The organism is Photobacterium sp. GSS17, assembly GCF_028621875.1.
Classification (GTDB): Bacteria; Pseudomonadota; Gammaproteobacteria; order Enterobacterales; family Vibrionaceae; genus Photobacterium; species Photobacterium ganghwense.
Map to the genome: position 1 here is coordinate 3,349,082 of NZ_CP117517.1, position 22,225 is coordinate 3,371,306.

Here is a 22,225-nt window from a genome sequence, read left to right on the forward strand (position 1 = left end):
GTCAGGTTTGTTGTGAGCTATGATCCGTATCCGTAAAAATGGGTAATTTCTGTGTCACTACAGGGAAGGAAACGCTAACAGAATGTGACTGTTACAGGCTCAGGAAGGATCAATGGGTATAAAAAAGGGGATGCCGAAGCATCCCCTTTTTTCGAAATTCAACGTGCAATTACTTGCTAGACAGAGCGCCAAAACGCTTGTTGAATTTGTCGATACGGCCACCAGTGCTCACTTGACGCTGTTTACCAGTGTAGAATGGGTGACACTTGTCGCATACGTCCAGGTTCAGAGCGTCTTTACCTAGAGTAGAGTTGAATACGAAAGTGTTGCCGCAAGAACATTTAGCGTTCACAGCTGTGTATTCTGGGTGAATACCTTGTTTCATGGGATAACCTCAAACATTTAAGGCCGTGTCGCTCTCCCGATCCTAAGCCGGGCACCACACGTCGTTAATAACAAACAGCGTATAGGTATGGCCAATACGCCAAATTCAGGCCGCGTATAGTAATCAATCACGCCCTCCAAATCAACAGATACGCTCCTTTTTTCACCGCTTTGCCGCACCCGTGTTAGCAGGGTACACTTCTCTATCTTAGTACATGCTGATTTGCGGTTGATTATGACGCCCAACATTGCCCGAGTGGCCCTTCCTGTCCCCCTCGATAAACAGTTTGATTACCTGATCAAACCCGGTCAGACACCGGTGGTCGGGGGACGGGTCAAAGTGCCGTTCGGACGCCAGCATCTGGTGGGTATCGTCATGGCGATCAGCACGGAATCGGAGTGGCCGGTCGACCAACTCAAACCACTGAACAGCGTGCTGGATGGCGAGCCCCTGTGGCCGTCATCGCTGTTTAACCTGCTCTGCTGGGCCAGCCGGTACTACCAGTACCCGCTCGGCGACACCCTCGCCAACGCCATGCCGACTCTGCTGCGTAAAGGCCGCGAAGCGTCCCCGGCCAGCCTGAAAGTCTGGCAACTGACTCCGGCCGGTTATGATCAGCCCCTCAGTGCGCTGACACGGGCTCCGCGTCAGGTACAGGTCCTCAATGCCCTGCGCCAGGGCGAGGTCAGCCATGATGCTTTGCTCGCCGAGGACATCTCCGCGGCGACCCTGAAAACACTGAGCGAAAAAGGCTGGATCTCCGCATCGGAACAGCAACCGGCTGCGGCCGACTGGGCAGCGCATTTCGCCGTGACGGAAGAAAAACCCAAGCTCAATGAGGAGCAGGCACTGGCGATCGCGTCGGTGAACGCCAATCCCGATTTTGCCTGCTACCTGTTGGAAGGGGTCACCGGCTCAGGCAAAACCGAGGTCTACCTGAATCTGCTCGAACCGGTTCTGGCGGCCGGGAAACAGGCCCTGATCCTGGTCCCGGAAATCGGCCTGACCCCGCAGACCATCAACCGCTTCAAGCGACGTTTCAATGTTCCGCTGGAAACGATCCACTCCGGCCTGAACGACACCGAGCGCCTGTCGGCGTGGCTGGCCGGACGGGATAACCAGGCCGGGATCATTATCGGCACCCGCTCTGCCCTGTTCACGCCGTTTGCCGACCTCGGCATCATTATTGTCGACGAAGAGCACGACGCCTCGTACAAGCAGCAGGACAGCCTGCGCTATCACGCCCGCGATCTGGCGGTGATGCGGGCCAGCCAGGGCAACATCCCCATTATTCTGGGCTCGGCAACACCGGCCCTTGAGACCCTGCACAACGCCAAAAGCGGGAAATACCACCATCTTCACCTAACCCGCCGGGCCGGACACGCTCAGTCAGCCCGACACGGGGTGCTGGACGTTAAGGGACTGTATCTCGAAGCCGGGCTGTCAGCTCCGCTGATCGCCCAGATGCGCAAACACCTCACGGCCGGCAATCAGGTCATGCTGTTTCTCAACCGGCGCGGCTATGCCCCGGCGGTCATGTGCCATGAGTGTGGCTGGCTGGCGGAATGTAAACGCTGCGACGCCTACTACACCTATCACCAGCAAAGCGGCGAATTGCGCTGCCACCACTGTGCCACCCAGCGCCCGGTGATGCCGCAGTGCGGCAATTGTGGCTCGACCCAGTTGCATGCGGTCGGGGTCGGTACCGAGCAGCTCGAGCAACAACTGGCCACCCTGTTTCCCGACTACAAAACCGTGCGGATTGACCGAGACAGTACCCGCCGTAAAGGCAGCCTGGAAAATTACCTGGAAGCCATCCGCCGCAACGAATACCAGATTTTGATTGGCACCCAGATGCTGGCAAAAGGCCACCACTTTCCGGACGTCACCCTGGTCGCCCTGATTGACGTTGACAGTGCCCTGTTCAGTAACGATTTTCGGGCCAGCGAGCGGTTGGCCCAACTGTTTATCCAGGTCGCCGGACGCGCCGGGCGGGCCAGCAAGCCGGGCGAAGTGATCCTGCAAACCCACCACCCGGAACACGCCCTGCTGCAGGCGCTGCTGTACAAAGGCTATGACCAGTTTGCCACCAGTGCCCTGCAAGAGCGCAAACAGGCCTGGCTGCCGCCTTATACCTATCTGGCCCTGCTGCGCGCAGAAGCCCATGAGAATCATCAGGTCGAGCAGTTCCTGCAACAGATCCGGGGAATCTTTGAAGCCAGCCCGGTCTTTAACCAAGATACCCAGGTCATGGGCCCTAACCCGGCTCCGTTGGCTCGCCGGGCCGGGCGCTATCGCTGGCAACTGCTGATCCAGGCCCCCAGCCGAAAGGCCCTGCAGCAACTGCTATCTCTGGCCAAACCGGCGATTGGACTGTTGCCGCTGAGCAAGAAGATCCGCTGGTCGATCGATGTGGAACCTCAGGATTTAACTTAAAATGAACAATGCGACTCACGTCACATGCTGGATGAAATTAATGGTGTTTTAAGCATGTTTAATCCCCGGCAGACAGCCTACAATAACAGGCTCGCTGGTACAGGTATCAGCCCTGTTTGGCCATGATCCTCCAGCATGAGAGAGAAAAATAATAGAGAGGAACCCTAATATGGCGACAATGAAGGATGTTGCCCAGCTCGCCGGTGTGTCTACAGCCACGGTGTCCCGTGCCCTGATGAACCCGGAAAAAGTGTCAGCCTCAACAAGAAAAAAGGTTGAACAGGCTGTCATGGACGCTGGCTATTCACCCAATTCACTGGCTAGGAATTTACGTCGCAACGAATCAAAAACCATCGTTACCATTGTCCCGGATATCTGTGACCCATATTTCACGGAAATTATTCGCGGGATTGAAGAAGCGGCGATGGAACACGGTTACCTGGTGCTGCTGGGCGACAGCGGACAGCAGAAAACCCGGGAAAATTCATTTGTTAATCTGGTCTTTACCAAACAAGCTGACGGGATGCTGCTACTCGGCACGGATCTGCCGTTTGATGTCAGTAAACCGGAACAGAAAAACCTGCCGCCAATGGTGATGGCCTGCGAATTTGCCCCTGAGCTGGAGCTGCCAACTGTCCATATCGATAACCTGACCGCTGCGTTTGAAGCGGTGAACTACTTAACCCAGATGGGCCATAAGCGTATCGCTCAGATCGCCGGACCGGATTCTGCCGCTTTGTGTCAGTTCCGTAATCAGGGTTACCAGCAGGCCATGCGCCGTGCTGGAGTGGAGCTGAACCCGGCCTACACCGTCAAGAGCGATTTCACCTTTGCCGGTGGCGCCCGTGCGGTAACAGCCCTGCTGTCGATGCCGGAGCCTCCGACCGCTCTGCTGTGCCACAATGATGTGATGGCCATTGGTGCCATGCAGCAAGCCAAACGTCTCGGTTTCCGGGTTCCGCAGGATCTGTCAATTGTCGGTTTCGATGATATTCAGTTTGCGGAATACTGCGATCCACCTCTGACGACGGTGTCCCAGCCTCGCTATGAAATCGGCCGTCAGTCCATGCTGATGCTGCTGGATATTCTCAAAGGCAAAGACATCGCCTCCGGCTCCCGCCTGCTGGATGCCAAACTGGTGATTCGCGAGAGTGCCGCCCCACCAGCGAACGCTTGATCGCTGTCAATATGAGCTTATGTTTTGCACATAAGCTCACAAAACTTCTGCGCCTGGCTGTAAGGCTTCGAATCATAACGCGTTCAGGGTCTGGTCAGTTATGGCGCAAGTTTGTAACATAGGCCCATTGTCCATCCGAATAAACCAGCAGCATCGTGGCTACAAAAGATTACGTTAAACGCGGTCGTGCCCCCAAGAAACCGGCACGAAACAGTCGCAAAGCCCCGCCAAGTAGCGGGTTTCCAGTGAAGTGGGCCACCATTGCCCTGATTTTGGTGGCCGGGTTGGGCTATGGACTTTATTTCCTGTCGACCTCCCCAGCCCCCGCGCATTCTCAGGCAACCCAGCAGACGCCGCCTCCGGCCCCGTCTAAGCCCAAGCCGCCTGAACCAAAGCCGACACCAAAACCGGAAGTAAAACCTGAAGTAAAACCGATCACCAAACCGGTAGTGCAGCCCAAACCGACTCCGGAGGCCAAAACGCTGCCGCCGAAGCCGGAAGAAAAATGGCGCTACATTGAAGAACTGGAAAATAAAGAAATACAGGTCGAAGCGAAGAAAGAGCAGGTCCCGACCCGCCCTTATCTGATGCAGTGTGGTGCTTACCGCAGCCAAAGTCAGGCCGAAGAGCGCAAAGCGATGATCGCGTTCCAGGGGCTGACCAGCCAGATCAAGATCAGTCAGGGTGAAAAAGGTACCTGGTACCGCGTGATTCTGGGGCCGTATCCGCAAAAGCGTAAAGCCGAGAGCGATCGCAACCAGCTGCGCCGGGTCGGCATCGAGCCATGTGCCATCTGGTTCTGGGAGTCCTGAGCACTAGGCTCAGTGTCTCCGGCCAGCCGTTTTTCCCAGCTTGTATCAGGTTTGCCCTGTGCGGCAGAACATGCACAGAAAAAGGATGCCCCGGCATCCTTTTCTTTTTCCGCCCTTGAAACCACCGTCCCCCACCCCCAGATCGTCAGGTATACCCAAACCGGCAGCAGCCGGAAAGACTCAAAGAGGTAACACCGTGACAACTATCGTATCTGTTCGTCGAAACGGTAAAGTCGTTATCGCCGGTGATGGCCAGGTTTCCCTGGGCAACACAGTTATGAAAGGTAACGCTCGCAAAGTGCGCCGTTTATATAACAACAAAGTGCTTGCAGGTTTTGCAGGCGGCACAGCGGATGCCTTCACTCTATTCGAACGTTTCGAGCGTAAGCTGGAAATGCACCAGGGCCACCTGCAAAAAGCGGCGGTGGAACTGGCTAAAGACTGGCGGACAGATCGTATGCTGCGCCGCCTGGAAGCTCTGTTGGCGGTAGCCGATGAAACCGGCTCACTGATCATCACCGGTAACGGTGACGTGGTTCAGCCTGAGCACGACCTGATTGCCATTGGCTCAGGCGGTAACTTTGCCCAGGCCGCGGCCATTGCACTGCTGGAAAACACCGATTTGGGCGCCCGCGAAATTGCCGAGAAGGCCCTGAACATTGCGGGTGACATCTGTGTGTTCACCAACCATTTCCACACCATCGAAGAGCTCGACACAAAATAAGGGAAGCGGCCATGTCTGAAATGACTCCTCGCGAAATCGTCCATGAACTTGACCGCCACATCATCGGTCAGGACAAAGCCAAGCGTGCAGTTGCGATCGCGCTGCGTAACCGCTGGCGTCGTATGCAGCTGCCGGAAGAGCTGCGCGTTGAAGTAACCCCGAAAAATATCCTGATGATCGGTCCGACGGGTGTGGGTAAAACAGAAATTGCCCGCCGCCTGGCCAAGCTGGCTAACGCGCCGTTTATCAAAGTGGAAGCCACCAAGTTCACCGAAGTCGGCTACGTCGGCAAAGAAGTCGAAACCATTATCCGTGATCTGACGGATGTGGCGGTCAAAATGACCCACCAGCAGGCGATGGAAAAAGTACGTTTCCGCGCTGAAGAGCTGGCCGAAGACCGCATTCTGGATGTGCTGCTGCCACCGGCCCGTGACGCCTGGGGCCAGAACGAGTCCAGCGACAACAACTCTGCCACCCGCCAGTCTTTCCGTAAAAAACTGCGTGAAGGCAAGCTGGATGACAAAGAGATCGAAATCGATGTCGCTGCGCCGCAAATGGGCGTAGAGATCATGGCCCCTCCTGGCATGGAAGAGATGACCAACCAGCTTCAGGGCATGTTCCAGAACCTGGCCGGCAACACCACCAAAAAGCGTAAGATGAAAATCAAGGACGCGATGAAGGCGGTAACGGAAGATGAGGCCTCCAAGCTGGTTAACCATGACGAGCTGAAAGATCAGGCCATCTTTGCAGTGGAAAACCACGGTATCGTGTTCCTGGATGAAATCGACAAGATTTGTAAGCGCGGTGAAACGTCAGGTCCTGATGTGTCTCGCGAAGGGGTCCAGCGTGACCTGCTGCCACTGGTTGAAGGCAGCACGGTCTCAACCAAGCACGGCATGGTTCGTACCGACCACATCCTGTTCATCGCCTCAGGCGCGTTCCAGGTTGCCAAACCGTCAGATCTGATCCCAGAACTACAAGGCCGTCTGCCAATTCGCGTTGAGCTGGAAGCCCTGACCAGCCATGACTTCAAGCGCATCCTGACTGAGCCGAATGCCTCGCTGACCGAGCAGTACAAAGCCCTGATGGCGACCGAATCCGTGAACATTGAGTTCGATGAAAGCGGGATCAGCAAGCTGGCTGAAGCGGCCTGGCAGGTTAATGAGCGTACCGAGAACATCGGTGCCCGTCGCCTGCACACCGTGATGGAGCGCCTGATGGAAGAGCTGTCTTTCGATGCGACTGAAAGAAACGGTGAGAAAGTGTTGATTGACGATGCTTACGTCACAGCCCGTCTGGGTGAACTGGTCGATGATGAAGATCTGAGCCGTTTCATCCTGTAAGTTTCTTCCGGCTGATTCTGCAAACGGTGCCATAAGGCACCGTTTTTTTGTTTTTAAACAAACAATCTCCCGATAAAGTTGCCCATAATCACAGTTCAGCCATAATGGATCACTCACCGGTTGATTGACGAAAGCTCACTATGAAATCATCTTCACTCGCAATCTGGCTGGACGCTTGCCGGCCAAAAACGCTGCCTCTGGCCGTCGCCTCTATCGTCTGCGGCAGTGCCGTGGCGGGCTGGCAAGGCAGCTTCTCTGCCCTTATCGCCGGTCTTGCTCTGCTGACAGCGCTGCTGTTGCAGATCCTCTCGAACCTTGCCAACGACTACGGCGATGCCGTTAAAGGCACCGACAACGAGCAACGCCTGGGGCCACAGCGTGCTATCCAGTCAGGGCTGGTTACCCCTGCCGCGATGCGCAAAGCCATGCTGCTGAATATCGGCCTGACCATTGCCAGCGGCCTGAGCCTGATTGCAATCGCGACCGATAACCTACAAGACATGTTCGGCTTTATGCTGCTCGGGCTGATGGCGATCGCCGCGTCTATCGCCTACACCGTCGGCAACAAGCCGTACGGCTATCGCGGCCTTGGCGATCTTTCCGTCCTGATGTTCTTTGGCTGGCTGGGCGTGGCCGGAACCTATTATCTGCAGGCCGGACAGATTGACTCTATCATCATGCTGCCAGCAACCGCTTGTGGCTTATTGGCCGTGGGCGTGCTCAATATCAATAACCTGCGCGATATCGACAACGACCGGGCCTGTGGCAAGCTGACTCTGGCGGTTCGAATGGGACCGGAATGGGGCCGCAAATACCACCTGTTTCTGCTGGTCGGCAGCGTGCTGTGTCTGGCGCTGTTTGCCGCCCTGGAAATCCATTCGCCCTATGGCTGGCTGTTTATCCTGAGTGCGCCGTTGCTGTTTAAGCATGGTAAACAGGTACTGACCGCCGCTGACGGGGCGGCACTTCGCCCGATGATGGCAACCATGGTGAAGTGCGCTTTGCTGACCAACTTGCTGTTTGCCGCCGGTGTGGTCCTCGCGGCCGTGTGATTTCCTGGTATAACCGCTGGCGGTCTTGTATCTTGACCAGCTAACTGATTATACTTTCAACAAATTATGCCTGGTTGCCCGCAGGCAACCCGGCGACCCTTTTCATTTGCCACAAGAAGAAGCGCGCCCATGGAATACAATACGTCCGAACTCTGCGACATCTACCTCGACAAGGTCGACGTTGTCGAACCTATGTTCAGTTCATATGGCGGCCGTAGCTCGTTTGGCGGCCAGATCACCACGATCAAGTGTTTCGAGGACTGCGGTCTGATCCGCACGGTGCTGGAAGAACCTGGCGCAGGCCGGGTGCTGCTGATTGATGGCGGTGGCTCACTGCGCCGCGCCCTGGTGGATGCGGAACTGGCGCAGCTGGCTGCCGGCAACGAATGGGAAGGGTTAATCGTGTATGGCTGCGTCCGCCATGTGGATGACCTGGATGAACTCGACATCGGCATTCAGGCGATGGCGTCTATCCCGGTCGGTGCCGACGAACAAGGCATCGGTGAAGTGGATGTGGCGGTCAATTTCGGCGGCGTCACCTTCCTGCCGGAAGATCACATCTACGCGGACAACACCGGGGTCATCCTGTCGCCGGAACCTCTGGACATCGAATAACCCGCGGCAATGCTGCTGGTACAGATGCCTTACTAACAAAAACAGAGCCCAACGGCTCTGTTTTTGATCGGGCGCTTCCCCCGCCAGCGGCGGAAGCGAATTCCGGGTCGATTACTCGACGTGTTCCATTTTGCCCAGCAGTGCGCGTACGCGCTCTTGCCACGCCTGGTGATCATCACGCAACTTGTGGTTTTCCTGCTCCAGATCTTCACGACCTGAGCGCAGTGCCTGTGCTTCGTTAGCCAGGCTATCATTTTGTTCTTTTAGTTCTTCAATTTCCATTTGTAGCAGAGAAATTGTATCAACAGCCATCTGAACTTTGGCTTCCAGCTTTTCCAACATTTCTAGAGACATTTTTTCCACCTGTCTTCAGCCTATCGGTTTGCCCTAACCATTAAGACAACCTTACACAGGCACATTTACGGTTCATATGCCACCTATTCTAGCGAGGCGTCCTGCTTATGACATCTACAAATACCACGCTTTTCAACAAACGGGCAAAAATTACACAATTTTGATGAGATTTTTGCTTTCCTGATCACCCGCACTCCGATCTCCCCCTGATCACCCCGTTTTTCCGGCCGCCGCGCCAGCTTCCCACCATATGAACTATGCGTGCAAAAATCGCTCGGACACGCCGTCTAAATGGGTAAAACTGCGATCAAACTCTATTTTAATGCAGGGTGAGCGTGCTAATTTCTGTCCTGATCGTATCTCTCTTGGATTTATCCAAGACTTTGCCCAATCTGGCACATCCGACCTGCACAGGTCGGATTTTTTATTTTATAAACATCAACTTAAAAAAAAACCTTTATTTCTCCTCATCTAATTACCCCAAAAATGCTCGCAAAGGGAAAAATCCCCAGCACCCAGCAATCGTTTGCGCGCATTCGCAAAAATAGAATTGTTTTTATGCTCGAACGCACATTTCTCGCGCAATCCAATTTTCTTCGCTGCGAGATCGAGTACATTTAGCCCACAACAAACATAACAATACCCCTACGACATAACAAAAGGACTGAACCATGACTACCCCGAAACAACACACTCTACTCGGCGAGTGCCTGGCCGAATTTATAGGCACGGGATTACTGATCTTTTTCGGTGTCGGCTGCGTGGCGGCGCTGGTACTGACTGGCGCAGAGTTCGGCCAGTGGGAAATCAGTATTATGTGGGGTCTGGGTGTGGCAATTGCGATTTACTGCACCGCCGGTGTGTCCGGCGCGCACATCAACCCAGCCGTGACCATCGCACTGGCAATGTTCCACGGTTTCGATAAACGCAAAGTCCTGCCGTACATTGCGGCACAAATGCTTGGTGCCTTCTTTACCGCCGCGTTGATTTACAGCCTGTACGGCAACCTGTTTACCAACTTCGAAACCGCCAACGGCATTGTGCGCGGTACCGAAGCCAGCCTGGCAACAGCCGGTATCTTCTCGACATACCCGAATGCCGCCCTGTCTTTCAGCGGAGCCTTTGCGGTGGAATTTGTGATCACTGCCGTGCTGATGTTCGCCATCCTGGCCATCGGTGACGAGAAAAACGGTGCACCACGCGGTGCCATGGGCCCGCTGCTAATCGGTATTCTGATTGCGGTGATCGGCGGCTCTCTCGGTCCGCTAACCGGTTTTGCCATGAACCCGGCGCGCGATTTCGGTCCTAAATTCTTTGCTTTCCTGGCTGGCTGGGGCGACGTAGCGCTGACCGGCGGGAAAGACATCCCTTACTTTATCGTGCCTTTCGTAGCCCCAATTCTGGGTGCCTGTGCCGGTGCCTGGCTATACCCGAAAACCATCGGTGTGTATCTGCCTGGTAACCGCTGCACGCTACCTAACCAGTGTGAAGAGGCTGGTGACAAAAGCGCAGCACAAGCGTAGTCAATGGCGTTCATGCCGCAGCTACGTATGAATAACAAACACTCTACTACCCTTATAAAATGAAAATAGAGGAAACCGTCATGACAACAGAGCAAAAGTACATTGTTGCACTAGATCAGGGGACGACCAGCTCACGCGCCGTGGTGCTGGACCACAACGCCAATATTGTGTGTTCCGCGCAGCGTGAATTTACCCAAATCTATCCGAAAGCCGGATGGGTTGAGCATGACCCTCTTGAAATCTACGCAACACAAAGCTCTACACTGGTCGAAGCGCTGGCAAAAGCCGGTATCAGCTCTGATCAGGTGGCGGGGATTGGTATCACTAACCAACGTGAAACCACCATTGTCTGGGACAAAAATACAGGTAAGCCGGTTTACAATGCCATCGTCTGGCAGTGCCGCCGTACCGCTGATATCTGCGAAAAACTAAAAGCTGAAGGGCTGGAAGAGTACATCCGTGACAACACCGGCCTGGTTGTTGACCCGTACTTCTCCGGTACCAAAATCAAGTGGATCCTCGACAACGTCGAAGGTGCCCGCGAAGAGGCAGAAGCCGGCAACCTGCTGTTCGGTACGGTCGATACCTGGCTGATCTGGAAAATGACCCAGGGCCGTGTTCACGTGACGGATTACACCAACGCCTCACGTACTATGGTGTTCAACATCAATACCCTGGAGTGGGATGAAAAACTGCTGAAAGCGCTGGATATCCCACTGTCGATGATGCCGGAAGTGAAGCCTTCATCTGAAGTGTACGGCAAAACCAACATCGGTGGTAAAGGCGGTACCCGTATTCCTATCGCCGGGATTGCCGGTGACCAGCAGGCTGCACTGTTTGGCCAGATGTGTGTCAGCGCCGGTCAGGCGAAAAATACCTACGGTACCGGCTGCTTCCTGCTGATGAATACCGGCAGCGAGAAAGTCACCTCACACAACGGCCTGCTGACAACCCTGGCCTGTGGCCCGAAAGGGGAAGTGGCCTACGCCCTGGAAGGTGCCGTCTTTATGGGTGGTGCGTCAATTCAGTGGCTGCGTGATGAAGTCAAACTGCTGGACGATGCCAAAGACTCCGAATACTTTGCAGAGAAAGTGGGCAGCGCCAACGGCGTGTATGTGGTACCGGCTTTCACCGGTCTGGGTGCGCCTTACTGGGACCCTTACGCGCGTGGTGCCATCGTTGGTCTGACCCGCGGGGTGAACTCAAACCATATTATCCGCGCAACGCTGGAAAGTGTGGCCTACCAGACCCGCGATGTCCTGGACGCAATGCAGGCAGATTCCGGCATTCAACTGGCGAGCCTGCGAGTGGACGGTGGCGCGGTCGCCAACAACTTCCTGATGCAGTTCCAGTCCGACATCCTTAATACTGAGGTGCACCGTCCGGTGGTAACCGAAGTTACCGCACTGGGGGCTGCCTACCTGGCTGGTCTGGCAGTCGGATTCTGGGGCAACATCGATGAGCTAAAAGACAAAGCTGTGCTGGATCGCAAGTTCATCCCATGTGCCGATGAGAACAAACGTAACCGTCGCTACCGCGGCTGGAAACGTGCGGTGGAGTGCGCCAAAGGCTGGGCCATCGACGAAGACGATTGCTAATCCCCTCAAACTCGTTCCCTTTCAAGGCCTGCCGATGCAGGCCTTTTTCATGCCCGCGACCGTCACCAGAACACTCCAGCCCGGTGCCGTATCCCCAGCGCGCCCCGAACAAACATTTCGCTTTCGATCCGATTCTGCGCGTAAACCGCTGCGAATTTCACATTTTTGCGCAAACGCAAACGTTTCCTTGTCAGCTGTGATAAAATCGCCGCCAGTTTTCTAGCCCACTGATTTTCTTTTTCTGGAGTAACCATGAAACGCGATTTGGCGATGGCATTTTCCCGCGTCACAGAAGGCGCTGCACTGGCTGGCTACAAATGGCTGGGCCGCGGCGACAAAAACGCGGCCGACGGCGCAGCGGTCGAAGTGATGCGTGCCCTGCTCAACCAAACTGAAATTGACGGTGAAATCGTCATCGGTGAAGGTGAGATCGATGAAGCACCTATGCTCTACATCGGGGAAAAAGTGGGTACTGGCGGTGATGCCGTTGATATCGCAGTGGATCCTATCGAAGGCACCCGTATGACAGCAATGGGCCAGAACAACGCCCTGGCCGTTCTGGCGGCCGGTGAAAAAGGGTCATTCCTCAAAGCCCCTGACATGTACATGGAAAAACTGGTTGTCGGTCCGGCCGCCAAAGGGGTGATCGATCTGGGCAAATCCCTGACTGACAACCTGAAAGCCGTTGCCGCTGCGCTGGATAAACCCCTGGATCGCCTAGTGGTCATCACTCTGGCCAAGCCACGTCACGAACAAGTGATTGCAGAGATGCAGGCGATGGGTGTACGCGTGTACGCCGTGCCGGACGGTGATGTAGCCGCTTCCATCTTGACCTGTATGCCAGACAGCGAAGTTGACCTTATGTACTGCATTGGCGGCGCACCGGAAGGCGTAGTTTCTGCCGCCGCGATCCGCGCGCTGGGCGGCGACATGCATGGCCGTCTGCTGCCGCGTCATCAGGTCAAAGGCGATACGGCTGAAAACCGCGAGCTGGGCGAAGTAGAAATCAGCCGTTGCCGCGAAATGGGCATTGAGCCGAACACTATCCTGACCATGAATGACATGGCACGCAGCGATAACGTGATTTTTGCCGGTACCGGGATCACCAAAGGCGACCTGCTAGAAGGGATTACCCGTCAGGGCAACATGGCGACGACCGAGACTCTGCTGATCCGCGGTAAATGCCGCACGATCCGCCGCATCAAATCGACCCACTACCTGGATCGCAAGGATGAGGCCATCAAAGACCACATCCTGTAACCGCATCTCCCGGGCGCACAACAAGTGCGCCCTTTTCCTTCCTTATTACCCGTGATCCTCCCCCGCCTCACTTTGTAAAGTTGTTGCTTTATTTAGCAGCCTGACTACATAATTACTAGGAACACTTTTTTAACACGGGTGGCTATGAAAACCATTGATCGAATTCTTTACCGGATGAAACGAGAAGGACCGGTGACGGCCAAAATGCTGGCTGAAGAGTTCAAGCTCACGACCATGGGCGTGCGCCAGCACATGCTCGGCTTGGAAGAAGATGGCCTGGTGGACTTTGAGGATGTCAAAGTGAAAGTGGGCCGGCCGACCCGCCACTGGCACCTGACACCCAAAGGGCACAAGCGATTTGCTGACCGTCACGGCGATCTTATTATTCAAATGCTTGATTCTGTCGAAGAACTGTTTGGCCGCAGCGGCCTCGATCAGGTCGTCGAACGCCGGGAGAATCAAACCTTTGAACAATATCAGGCCGAGCTGGCACAGGCCGAAAATTTAGAAGAAAAACTGCAAATTCTGACTACACTCAGGGAACAGGAAGGCTACATGGCAGAGCTTCAACGGGATGGCGAGGACTTTATCCTGATTGAGAATCACTGTCCTATCTGTCATGCCGCCGAGCACTGCCCGTCCCTTTGTCGGTCCGAACTCACCATTTTCCAACGTCTACTGGGTAAGGACATCCAGGTAGAGCGTAATGAACACATTATTGCTGGCGAGAGGCGCTGTACGTATCGCATAAAAAAATCATAACGAGGAGAACATTATGGCTGACTGGATCCCCGCTCAGGTTATTACTAACCGCCATTGGAACCAGGACTTATTTAGCCTGGTGCTGACGGCCAACATCGAACCCTTCAAAGCCGGCCAGTTTACTAAACTGGCGCTGGATATTGACGGCAAACGGGTTCAGCGTGCCTACTCCTTCGTTAATCCTCCGTCGAGCCCGCACATTGAAATTTATGCTACCCGCGTGGCGGACGGCCAGCTTTCTCCTGCTCTCCATGCCCTGGAAGCCGGTGATGAAGTCCTGATTTCAGCCCGGGCGACCGGCTTTTTTACCCTTGATGAGGTGCCGGACGGCGAACATCTCTGGTTGCTGGCCACCGGGACTGCGATTGGCCCGTATCTGTCGATTCTGCGCGAAGCCGAGGTCTGGAAACGGTTTCGCAAAGTCATACTGATCCACGCGGTGCGCTTCGCGGCCGATCTGAGCTATCAGGCGGAGATCAATACCCTGCTGGAAAAACACCCGGACCAGCTGATTGTCCAGCCCTTTGTCAGCCGCGAGCCGGCACAACTGGCACTGACCGGCCGTATTCCGCAGGCCATCGCCGACGGCATGCTGGAACGCCACATCGGGCTGAAGCTCAACCCGGGAAAAAGCCAGATCATGCTCTGCGGTAACCCGGAAATGGTGCGTGACACCAAAGCCACTCTTGAAGCGCTAGGATTTGCCAAAAATCTGCGCCGCAAACCGGGCCAAATCACCATGGAGCATTACTGGTAACCCAAAACGTCTCACAGCCATCCGACTCTCCGCCGGGATCACCAATGATCCCGGTGTCTCAATCATGAAGCAGACTCCTCCCCTCCCTGACAACTAACTTTATTGCATAACAACAATCCAGCTGTTTCTACTTACAGTTTTTCACTTGTAAAGTGTTAGGGGGCCTTATGCAGACTTTACCGTCGTTTGATGAACTGAAAAAAATGGCCGAGGACAATCCGGACGCCCTCGAAGCACTGCGCCTGTCCATGAGCGAAGAGATCATTCGCCATGCCAGTGCAGAGATGCAACCCCGGCTGCGCGCTCAACTCAGTCATATCAATCATGTCATTGCCCGGGGCAAAAACCCCAACCACACCAATATTCTGCTAATGAGCGAATTGCAGCAGCAGCTCAAACGCTTTGCCCAAGCGCTTAATGCACCCGATACCCTGACCGAGCAACAGGCTGATATTCGTGCCTTTCCGGCCTCGCCCCGCCAACCGGATGCCACCACGCCCAAGCAAACACGGTAACAGGAGGCGGAGGGAGACAATCAGCCCGTCTTCGGAGCTGAGGTATCAGAGACAGTGGCTGTTGGAAACAGCGACCGCTCAAAAGCTCTCGTTGAAAAAACTCTCGATGGGAAAGCTAACGATGGGAAAGTTAACGATAGGAAAGCTAACGATGGGAAAGTTAACGATAGGAAAGCTATCGTTGGGCAAGCTAACGTTGTGGAAACACATCATCCGCTGACTTTAAGAAAGCACTCACGATCCATATCCCGGATATCAATCGTCAGGCTGTTGATCCCTCCGGCATGCTGTTCCAGCACCGCCATCAGCGCCCGGGAAATCGTCCGTTTGGTTTCCGGCGAGCGACCGGACAGCAGACTGAGTTCAAGATGAATAAAAGTGGGCACATTGGCGGCCTCGCCCACCAGCCAGTTCTGGCAGCAGTAACTGCGGGATTTGACCGAGGCCGGTTCAAACACCCCGCTGGTCAACAGCACTTGATGCAGGTCATCCAGTAAACCGGGAACATTAACCCGCTCAGCAACAGGTTCAGCGTATTCCATGACGAGATTTGGCATCCTTTCCTCCTAGGTAATCAGCCCCGGCACCCTGCCGGGGAAATCATTCGCCCCGCCACAGTAACGAAAAGCGGCGCGGCTCGCCAAGCCTGACCGTCAGATTTGCCCGGCCGATCACTCTCTCCGCGCCCGGATTGTGCCGCTAATTTCACCAGCCTGAAAAAAAATGCCGCGTAACGGTTCCCTTTTATCAGGGAAAAAGGTACAACCGAGCACAGAAATGATTTAGAGCAGTAAATTATTGTCACAAACTGATATATAGTTACAGTTTAAGTACGCAACATCACCGCGGTCACGAATACCCAATAGCATAGTCATCTGGGTTGCCGGCCCAGCCAGCACCACGCCCTCAGATCACTATGCTCTTAGGTATTCTTTTTACAGCAAATAGACTTGGAGAAAAGCTATGCGCCATCCTGTGGTTATGGGTAACTGGAAGCTAAACGGTAGCAAGGAAATGGTATCTAACCTGATTAAGGGCCTTGATGCGGCTCTTGAAGGGGTTGAAGGTGTTGACGTAGCCGTTGCTCCACCAGTGATGTACCTGGATCTGGCTGAACAACTGATCGGCAAGGCCAAGAACAAGATCATTCTGGGTGCTCAGAACGTTGACGTGAACGCCAGCGGTGCCTTCACCGGTGATATCTCTCCAGAGATGCTAAAAGACTTCGGCGCAAGCCACATCATCATCGGCCACTCTGAGCGCCGTGAATACCACAGCGAATCTGACGAGTTCGTCGCGAAGAAATTTGCATTCCTGAAAGAGCACGGCCTGACGCCAGTACTGTGCATCGGTGAATCTGAAGCGCAAAACGAAGCTGGCGAAACAGTCGCTGTCTGTGCCCGTCAAATCGACGCAGTGATCAACACCCTGGGTGTTGACGCATTGAACGGCGCAATCATCGCATACGAGCCAATCTGGGCCATCGGTACCGGTAAAGCTGCAACAGCGGATGACGCTCAGCGCATTCACGCGGCTATCCGTGCGCACATCGCAGAGAAAAGCGAAGATGTGGCTAAACAAGTCGTCATCCAGTACGGCGGTTCTGTGAAACCAGAAAACGCGGCCGCTTACTTTGCCCAGCCTGACATCGACGGCGCGCTGGTTGGCGGTGCAGCTCTGGATGCAACCAGCTTTGCGGCTATCGCAAAAGCGGCGGCTGAAGCGAAAAAATAATCTTCTTCTGCCGGTATCCCCGGTCAGATGACAAAAGCCGCCACTTGGCGGCTTTTTTGTTGCTGGCGTTTCTGTGTATGCCGACTGATGCGTGGATTTTTCATTAAAGCGGCCCGTTACTTACTGCCCGTCCCAGAGCTTCGCATCATAAACAGCCAATACGATAGCAGCACAACGGCAGGCAGCCCAAAAACCGAAATAACAGGCACAAAAAAGCCGGTGCAAACACCGGCTTTTTCTCACTCTGCAACAATCGCGACGGCGATCAGAACAGTTTGTCAGCCAGCGCGTACAGATCCGTACGAACCGGGCGTTTCATATTCTCGATCGCATCAATGATGTCGTGGTGAACCATTTGCTCATTCTGGATACCCACGCAACGACCACCGTGGCCCTGCATCAGCAGCTCAACCGCAAAGGCGCCCATGCGTGATGCCAGAATACGGTCAAAGGCTGTCGGCTGGCCGCCACGCTGGATGTGGCCCAACACTGTTGCACGGGTTTCGCGGCCCGTTTCATCTTCGATGTATTTTGCCAGCTCGTTCGCGTCAGTCATCAGCTCTGTCAGGGCAACAATGGCGTGTTTCTTGCCTTTGTAAATGCCCTCTTTGATTTTCGCCAGCAGCTGCTCTTTGTTCAGGCCCGTTTCCGGCGTAATGATGTACTCACAACCACCCGCGATCGCCGACATCAGCGTCAGGTCACCACAGTGGCGGCCCATCACTTCAACGATAGAGATACGCTGGTGCGAGGAAGACGTGTCACGCAGGCGGTCAATCGCATCAATGACCGTGTTCAGCGCCGTCAGGTAGCCGATGGTGTAGTCGGTACCAGCCACGTCATTATCGATCGTGCCAGGCAGACCGATACACGGATAACCCATTTCAGTAAGCTTCTTGGCGCCCATGTAAGAGCCGTCACCACCGATCACAACCAACGCGTCAATGCCGTGAATTTTCAGGTTTTCAATGGCCTGAGCACGCACTTTTTCATCTTTGAACTCAGGAAAACGCGCGGAGCCCAGGAAAGTACCGCCGCGGTTGATCACATCAGACACGCTTGAGCGGTTCAGTTTCTCAATGCGGTTTTGATGCAGGCCCTGATAGCCGTCATAAACACCATAAACTTCCAGGCCTTCAGACAATGCTGCACGCACAACACCGCGAATCGCCGCGTTCATACCAGGTGCGTCACCACCACTGGTCAATACACCAATCTTCTTAATCATGGTTACCCTCTGACTTTGGGAAATGAAAACTCAAATCCGGTACGAGTTGCCAAGGTTCCCCTGCTTGGCACCATAAACCCGCTCCGGGCTCATGCTCGCATAAAACTGTAACTTTCCTACTAATGTAGGAGTATTACAATTTTGATAAAAAAATTTGTTGATTCATATCACGATAGCCTGCGACTTCACCCCGGTGCCGATATTTTCTCCAACCGCGGGGGTTATCGCTGTGATACAGGCCCTGTTGAGTGGCAGGGCAAACGCATGACAACGCCTTCACTCACATACTATAACCAGTATATATCCTGACATCAGGGCCTCCAGTAGTGCGCAAGGGTGACGACCGCGGGCGATGTGAATTCCTCCATGATAATCACGCCTGATTGGCAGCACAGACTGGGCATTACCCGCAGTATAGCTGTTTTGTGATGAAAATTAATAACAAAAATCGGGCAAGCGACTGAAATCACATCCTGATCTAAATAACAAAGATATAAAAAAACCGCCTCCCGAAAGAGACGGTTTTCGCGCAAGGCTACCCGAATAAGTCTGTTAGTTTTTCGCTTTTTCAGCCCAGCGAGCCTGGCACTGTGCCATACGATCTTGCTGCAGCTGCTGGAACTTGGATTTCTGCTCTGGAGTCAGTAGCTTAAACATTTCATGGCGCTGCTTGAGCATGGTGACGCGGTGTTCAACCTGCTGCTCAGACATCTGTTTTGCCAACTCGCGCACAGCCGCTTCATCGAAGTTATCTGCCAGGACCAATTGCTGCATCTTTTGATGCTGGGCCTGCATTTCAGTCCGGTGGCTCGCCATTTCACTGCGACGGGCTTCACGGTTGGCATCGCGCATGGCGGTCATCTTCTCTTGCTGCTCGGCCGTCAGATCCAGTTGGCTGAACATACGTTTGCCATCATACATCCCGCAGTCGCCGCCTTTCCCGCCATGGTGGTGCATACCGCCACCGTACGCCAGGGCCGATGCAGAGGCCATTGTCAGAGGAAGGAGTACAGCCAGGGCCAGAGTTTTCTTCATCGCTTTCATCGTTCATCTCCGTTCTGTTCTTGCAATAACGAATGCGTTATCGGTATGGGTGTAGCTTACCGCCTGCAAGGTAAAGGGCTGTCTTTGAAACGTAAAACTGCGTAAAGCCGGGGGTCTTGCGCTTGGCGTGCTCCTTTAATATTAGAGATACTATCGTCAACCGCTTATTTGTAAGGTAGTTGCTATGGCCAAAATTCTGCTTGTTGATGACGATACCGAACTGACCTCTCTGTTAACCGATATTCTGGAAATGGAGGGATTTGATGTTGTTGAAGCCAACAACGGCGAACAGGGTCTGGCAAAGGTCGACGACAGTATCGATCTTATCCTGTTAGATGTCATGATGCCGGTGCTCAACGGCACCGAAATGCTGCGCCGCCTGCGCGAGCACCACGCCACACCGGTGCTAATGCTGACCGCCAAGGGCGAGGAAATAGATCGGGTGCTGGGGCTGGAACTGGGGGCCGACGACTACCTACCGAAACCCTTCAGTGACCGTGAGCTGCTGGCACGAATGCGCGCGATCCTGCGCCGTACCCAGGGCAACGGCCCACTGGCCAAATCCGGCCCGGACTGCCTGCGTTATCAGGAACTGGAAGTGTACCCGGGACGTCAGGAAGTGCTTTACCACGGCACCCCCATTGAAATGACCGGTACGGAACTGGCATTACTGAGCTACTTCATTCAGCATCCGGGCAAAATCATCGCCAAGCACGAACTCAGCCTGGAAGTGCTGGGCAAACGCCTGGCTCCGTTTGACCGGGCCATTGACATGCACGTATCGAACCTGCGCAAGAAACTGCCGGAGCGCTCGGATGGCAAACCCTGGCTGAAAACCTTGCGCGGCAAAGGCTACCTGCTGGTTGAGGACAGCGAATGAAACTGCCCCGTTTCTCCAGCCTGTATGGCCGTATTTTCGCGATCTTCTGGCTTACCCTCCTGATCGTGGTACTGACCCTGTTGCTATTGCCGCATCTGGATCCCCGTACCCAGCACACGATTCCGGAACCTCAGCTCCAGCGCTACCACGACCTGGCTGCCGACGTCGCTGACGAACTGAATCAGGGCAATGCCGCACTGGAGCAAAAGCTGCAGCGTTTTACCGATCACCAGCGCCACCGCGGATTCCAGCTGTATTTCACCACGGTGGACACCGAAATCATTGCGCCGACCGGACGAAACAAGGCACTGCGCAACTTCATCACCATGGCAGACAGCCCGGATGCCCCGCGGCAAAAGCTGTACGGCCGCTGGATGATGGCCGGTCCCTTCCCGATCAGCTATCGCGACGACACCCTGCTGATGTATGTCGGCCGGATCTGGCGGGAACCACCGCCCTTCTTCTTGCAGATTCTGGACAAGCCATTCCAGCTCCTGCTGGTAACTATGCTGGTCAGTACCCCGCTACTGCTCTGGCTTGCCTGGGCGATTTCCATTCCGGCCCGCCGCCTGCAGCAGGCGGCAGAACGGGTGACCCGCGGCGAGTTTGAGGCCGATCCCCGCTTGGAAGCCGGCCCGAGTGAATTCAAACAGGCCGGTGCCAGCTTTAACCAGATGGTGCAAGCCATTAACCAGATGATTGGCGGGCAGCAACGCCTGCTGTCCGATATCTCGCATGAACTGCGCTCTCCGCTGACCCGGTTACGGATGGCCACGGCGCTGGCCCAGCGCAAACAGGGCGAAAGCAAAGAGCTGACCCGGATTGATACCGAGGCCGAGCGACTGGAAAAAATGATCAGCGAACTGCTGGAATTATCTCGCATGCAGGTCAACAGCCATGATCAGCGCGAACTGTGCGACGCCCAGGCCTTATGGTTCGAAATGCTGGAAGATGCCCGCTTTGAGGCCGAGCAATGTGGCAAGCAGCTGGAGTATACCCCGCTGCAGGCATGGCCGCTGCGAGGCAACCCGAACCTGCTGATCAGTGCGCTGGAAAACGTGGTTCGCAACGCCATCCGATACGGTAATGACCAAATCCGCCTCGAGTTTACCCACACCGACGATCGGTTAATCATGACCGTCGATGACAACGGCGATGGCGTGCCGGAAGCCGAGTTGGGCGATATATTCCGCCCATTTTACCGGGTGTCGACAGCTCGGGATCGCAGCAGTGGCGGCACCGGCCTGGGGCTAGCGATCACCGACAGCGCCATCCGCCAGCACAGCGGTAAAGTCACGGCCAGCCGCAGCCCGCTCGGCGGCCTGCGCGTTACCCTGACCCTGCCGCTGGCCATCTCCTGAGCCAGGTGAACGTCCCCGTTGACCATACCAAGCGAGCCATGTTGGCTCGCTTTTTTCTTCCGCTTGTTCCATATCGATTTACAGTGCCTGCGTTTCCCGTTGCGGTCGCTTCTGCTACATTAGCGTCCGCTACACGTCTTCTGAAACTTTACCCCCCTGCAATTGCAGTCAACCGGATAACGAGAAATCAGCCTCATGTTTGATATCGCCCTGTATGAACCGGAAATTGCCCCTAATACCGGCAATATCATCCGCCTGTGCGCCAACTGCGGTGCCAACCTCCACTTGATTGAACCACTCGGGTTTGATCTGGAAGAAAAAAAGCTGCGCCGCGCTGGTCTGGACTACCACGATCTGGCCCATGTGTTCCGTCATAAAAACTACGACGCCTTTCTGGCCCATGTGGGTGACCGTCGCATTTTCGCCTGCACCACTAAAACCACCAACTACCATACCAATGCGCAGTTTGCCGAAGGCGATATTCTGCTGTTTGGTCCGGAAACCCGGGGATTACCAGCCGAACTCATCGCCAGCCTGCCGCAGGAACAACGTCTGCGGATTCCGATGCACCCAGACAGCCGCAGCCTGAATCTGTCCAATGCCGCAGCGATCATTGGCTATGAAGCCTGGCGCCAGCTGGGTTTTAAAGGCGCAGTCTGACCCTT

Annotated in this window: 22 protein-coding genes; 17 read left to right on the forward strand and 5 right to left on the reverse strand. The window is 54.9% G+C overall.

What is annotated here, in order from left to right:
• Positions 1–169: 169 nt before the first annotated feature.
• The gene (gene rpmE, locus PGW97_RS15295) at positions 170–385 is read right to left on the reverse strand and encodes a 50S ribosomal protein L31 (RefSeq protein ID WP_084712681.1); all 216 of its coding nucleotides are present in this window, start codon (positions 383–385) and stop codon (positions 170–172) included.
• 234 nt (positions 386–619) lie between these two features.
• On the opposite strand from rpmE, the gene priA reads away from it, so the two are divergent.
• The 7 genes from priA to rraA all read left to right on the forward strand — a co-directional run bounded on the left by priA (position 620) and on the right by rraA (position 8,544).
• Positions 620–2,821, forward strand: a complete 2,202-nt coding sequence (priA, locus tag PGW97_RS15300; protein WP_273857656.1) for a primosomal protein N' — start codon at positions 620–622, stop codon at positions 2,819–2,821.
• Positions 2,822–2,990: 169 nt separating this feature from the next.
• Positions 2,991–3,998: a DNA-binding transcriptional regulator CytR gene (gene cytR, locus PGW97_RS15305; protein WP_047887179.1), complete on the forward strand. Its 1,008-nt coding sequence runs from the start codon at positions 2,991–2,993 to the stop codon at positions 3,996–3,998.
• A gap of 155 nt (positions 3,999–4,153) precedes the next feature.
• Entirely contained in the window at positions 4,154–4,810 is a 657-nt protein-coding gene (locus tag PGW97_RS15310; RefSeq protein WP_047887180.1) for an SPOR domain-containing protein, read from the forward strand.
• 196 nt (positions 4,811–5,006) lie between these two features.
• A complete protein-coding gene (gene hslV, locus PGW97_RS15315; protein ID WP_047887181.1) occupies positions 5,007–5,534 on the forward strand; it encodes an ATP-dependent protease subunit HslV in 528 nt (175 codons plus the stop codon).
• A gap of 11 nt (positions 5,535–5,545) precedes the next feature.
• Entirely contained in the window at positions 5,546–6,877 is a 1,332-nt protein-coding gene (gene hslU, locus PGW97_RS15320) for an HslU--HslV peptidase ATPase subunit (RefSeq protein WP_047887182.1), read from the forward strand.
• A gap of 140 nt (positions 6,878–7,017) precedes the next feature.
• A complete protein-coding gene (locus PGW97_RS15325; protein WP_047887183.1) occupies positions 7,018–7,929 on the forward strand; it encodes a 1,4-dihydroxy-2-naphthoate polyprenyltransferase in 912 nt (303 codons plus the stop codon).
• A 129-nt stretch (positions 7,930–8,058) separates the two neighbouring features.
• On the forward strand, positions 8,059–8,544 hold the full coding sequence (gene rraA / locus PGW97_RS15330; protein ID WP_047887184.1) for a ribonuclease E activity regulator RraA: 486 nt from the start codon (positions 8,059–8,061) through the stop codon (positions 8,542–8,544).
• Between the two features lie 111 nt (positions 8,545–8,655).
• Here the strand turns inward: rraA and zapB are convergent, their stop codons facing one another.
• Positions 8,656–8,898, reverse strand: a complete 243-nt coding sequence (gene zapB / locus PGW97_RS15335; RefSeq protein WP_047887185.1) for a cell division protein ZapB — start codon at positions 8,896–8,898, stop codon at positions 8,656–8,658.
• A gap of 671 nt (positions 8,899–9,569) precedes the next feature.
• Here zapB and PGW97_RS15340 point away from each other — a divergent pair.
• The 6 genes from PGW97_RS15340 (at position 9,570) to PGW97_RS15365 (ending at position 15,313) form a co-directional block, all read left to right on the forward strand.
• Positions 9,570–10,421 carry an MIP/aquaporin family protein gene (locus PGW97_RS15340; RefSeq protein WP_273857665.1) on the forward strand — a complete coding sequence of 284 codons (852 nt, stop codon included), beginning with the start codon at positions 9,570–9,572 and terminating at the stop codon, positions 10,419–10,421.
• 80 nt (positions 10,422–10,501) lie between these two features.
• Complete coding sequence (gene glpK / locus PGW97_RS15345; protein ID WP_107193914.1) at positions 10,502–12,019, forward strand: glycerol kinase GlpK; 1,518 nt, start codon at positions 10,502–10,504, stop codon at positions 12,017–12,019.
• A 252-nt stretch (positions 12,020–12,271) separates the two neighbouring features.
• Complete coding sequence (gene glpX, locus PGW97_RS15350) at positions 12,272–13,279, forward strand: class II fructose-bisphosphatase (protein WP_047887189.1); 1,008 nt, start codon at positions 12,272–12,274, stop codon at positions 13,277–13,279.
• A 144-nt stretch (positions 13,280–13,423) separates the two neighbouring features.
• Positions 13,424–14,041: a helix-turn-helix transcriptional regulator gene (locus PGW97_RS15355; protein ID WP_047887190.1), complete on the forward strand. Its 618-nt coding sequence runs from the start codon at positions 13,424–13,426 to the stop codon at positions 14,039–14,041.
• A gap of 13 nt (positions 14,042–14,054) precedes the next feature.
• Positions 14,055–14,798 carry a ferredoxin--NADP reductase gene (locus PGW97_RS15360; RefSeq protein WP_047887191.1) on the forward strand — a complete coding sequence of 248 codons (744 nt, stop codon included), beginning with the start codon at positions 14,055–14,057 and terminating at the stop codon, positions 14,796–14,798.
• Positions 14,799–14,965: 167 nt separating this feature from the next.
• Positions 14,966–15,313 carry a DUF3135 domain-containing protein gene (locus tag PGW97_RS15365; RefSeq protein ID WP_047887192.1) on the forward strand — a complete coding sequence of 116 codons (348 nt, stop codon included), beginning with the start codon at positions 14,966–14,968 and terminating at the stop codon, positions 15,311–15,313.
• Between the two features lie 209 nt (positions 15,314–15,522).
• Here PGW97_RS15365 and PGW97_RS15370 read toward each other — a convergent pair whose 3' ends face one another.
• A complete protein-coding gene (locus PGW97_RS15370) occupies positions 15,523–15,870 on the reverse strand; it encodes a 5-carboxymethyl-2-hydroxymuconate Delta-isomerase (protein WP_047887193.1) in 348 nt (115 codons plus the stop codon).
• A 406-nt stretch (positions 15,871–16,276) separates the two neighbouring features.
• On the opposite strand from PGW97_RS15370, the gene tpiA reads away from it, so the two are divergent.
• On the forward strand, positions 16,277–17,047 hold the full coding sequence (gene tpiA / locus PGW97_RS15375; protein WP_047887194.1) for a triose-phosphate isomerase: 771 nt from the start codon (positions 16,277–16,279) through the stop codon (positions 17,045–17,047).
• 265 nt (positions 17,048–17,312) lie between these two features.
• On the opposite strand, the gene pfkA is transcribed toward tpiA, so the two are convergent.
• Together pfkA and PGW97_RS15385 are read right to left on the reverse strand one after the other, a co-directional pair.
• Complete coding sequence (pfkA, locus tag PGW97_RS15380; protein WP_047887195.1) at positions 17,313–18,275, reverse strand: 6-phosphofructokinase; 963 nt, start codon at positions 18,273–18,275, stop codon at positions 17,313–17,315.
• A gap of 552 nt (positions 18,276–18,827) precedes the next feature.
• Positions 18,828–19,319 (reverse strand): CpxP family protein, encoded by a 492-nt coding sequence (locus PGW97_RS15385; RefSeq protein WP_273857674.1) that lies wholly within the window; start codon positions 19,317–19,319, stop codon positions 18,828–18,830.
• 184 nt (positions 19,320–19,503) lie between these two features.
• Here PGW97_RS15385 and PGW97_RS15390 point away from each other — a divergent pair, with 184 nt between their 5' ends.
• The 3 genes from PGW97_RS15390 (at position 19,504) to trmL (ending at position 22,220) form a co-directional block, all read left to right on the forward strand.
• On the forward strand, positions 19,504–20,199 hold the full coding sequence (locus PGW97_RS15390; protein ID WP_047887197.1) for a response regulator: 696 nt from the start codon (positions 19,504–19,506) through the stop codon (positions 20,197–20,199).
• Positions 20,196–21,560: an envelope stress sensor histidine kinase CpxA gene (gene cpxA, locus PGW97_RS15395; protein WP_273857675.1), complete on the forward strand. Its 1,365-nt coding sequence runs from the start codon at positions 20,196–20,198 to the stop codon at positions 21,558–21,560. The genes PGW97_RS15390 and cpxA overlap by 4 nt, the downstream gene beginning before the upstream one ends.
• A 195-nt stretch (positions 21,561–21,755) precedes the next feature.
• Positions 21,756–22,220, forward strand: a complete 465-nt coding sequence (trmL, locus tag PGW97_RS15400; protein ID WP_047887199.1) for a tRNA (uridine(34)/cytosine(34)/5-carboxymethylaminomethyluridine(34)-2'-O)-methyltransferase TrmL — start codon at positions 21,756–21,758, stop codon at positions 22,218–22,220.
• Positions 22,221–22,225 lie beyond the last annotated feature (5 nt).

What these genes read in the sequence shown, in the direction of transcription:
- rpmE (WP_084712681.1), bottom strand. Translation starts at nt 385, where the DNA reads ATGAAACAAGGTATTCACCCAGAATACACAGCTGTGAACGCTAAATGT.
- priA (WP_273857656.1), top strand. Translation starts at nt 620, where the DNA reads ATGACGCCCAACATTGCCCGAGTGGCCCTTCCTGTCCCCCTCGATAAA.
- cytR (WP_047887179.1), top strand. Translation starts at nt 2,991, where the DNA reads ATGGCGACAATGAAGGATGTTGCCCAGCTCGCCGGTGTGTCTACAGCC.
- hslU (WP_047887182.1), top strand. Translation starts at nt 5,546, where the DNA reads ATGTCTGAAATGACTCCTCGCGAAATCGTCCATGAACTTGACCGCCAC.
- PGW97_RS15325 (WP_047887183.1), top strand. Translation starts at nt 7,018, where the DNA reads ATGAAATCATCTTCACTCGCAATCTGGCTGGACGCTTGCCGGCCAAAA.
- rraA (WP_047887184.1), top strand. Translation starts at nt 8,059, where the DNA reads ATGGAATACAATACGTCCGAACTCTGCGACATCTACCTCGACAAGGTC.
- zapB (WP_047887185.1), bottom strand. Translation starts at nt 8,898, where the DNA reads ATGTCTCTAGAAATGTTGGAAAAGCTGGAAGCCAAAGTTCAGATGGCT.
- PGW97_RS15340 (WP_273857665.1), top strand. Translation starts at nt 9,570, where the DNA reads ATGACTACCCCGAAACAACACACTCTACTCGGCGAGTGCCTGGCCGAA.
- glpK (WP_107193914.1), top strand. Translation starts at nt 10,502, where the DNA reads ATGACAACAGAGCAAAAGTACATTGTTGCACTAGATCAGGGGACGACC.
- glpX (WP_047887189.1), top strand. Translation starts at nt 12,272, where the DNA reads ATGAAACGCGATTTGGCGATGGCATTTTCCCGCGTCACAGAAGGCGCT.
- PGW97_RS15355 (WP_047887190.1), top strand. Translation starts at nt 13,424, where the DNA reads ATGAAAACCATTGATCGAATTCTTTACCGGATGAAACGAGAAGGACCG.
- PGW97_RS15360 (WP_047887191.1), top strand. Translation starts at nt 14,055, where the DNA reads ATGGCTGACTGGATCCCCGCTCAGGTTATTACTAACCGCCATTGGAAC.
- PGW97_RS15365 (WP_047887192.1), top strand. Translation starts at nt 14,966, where the DNA reads ATGCAGACTTTACCGTCGTTTGATGAACTGAAAAAAATGGCCGAGGAC.
- PGW97_RS15370 (WP_047887193.1), bottom strand. Translation starts at nt 15,870, where the DNA reads ATGCCAAATCTCGTCATGGAATACGCTGAACCTGTTGCTGAGCGGGTT.
- tpiA (WP_047887194.1), top strand. Translation starts at nt 16,277, where the DNA reads ATGCGCCATCCTGTGGTTATGGGTAACTGGAAGCTAAACGGTAGCAAG.
- pfkA (WP_047887195.1), bottom strand. Translation starts at nt 18,275, where the DNA reads ATGATTAAGAAGATTGGTGTATTGACCAGTGGTGGTGACGCACCTGGT.
- PGW97_RS15385 (WP_273857674.1), bottom strand. Translation starts at nt 19,319, where the DNA reads ATGAAAGCGATGAAGAAAACTCTGGCCCTGGCTGTACTCCTTCCTCTG.
- PGW97_RS15390 (WP_047887197.1), top strand. Translation starts at nt 19,504, where the DNA reads ATGGCCAAAATTCTGCTTGTTGATGACGATACCGAACTGACCTCTCTG.
- cpxA (WP_273857675.1), top strand. Translation starts at nt 20,196, where the DNA reads ATGAAACTGCCCCGTTTCTCCAGCCTGTATGGCCGTATTTTCGCGATC.
- trmL (WP_047887199.1), top strand. Translation starts at nt 21,756, where the DNA reads ATGTTTGATATCGCCCTGTATGAACCGGAAATTGCCCCTAATACCGGC.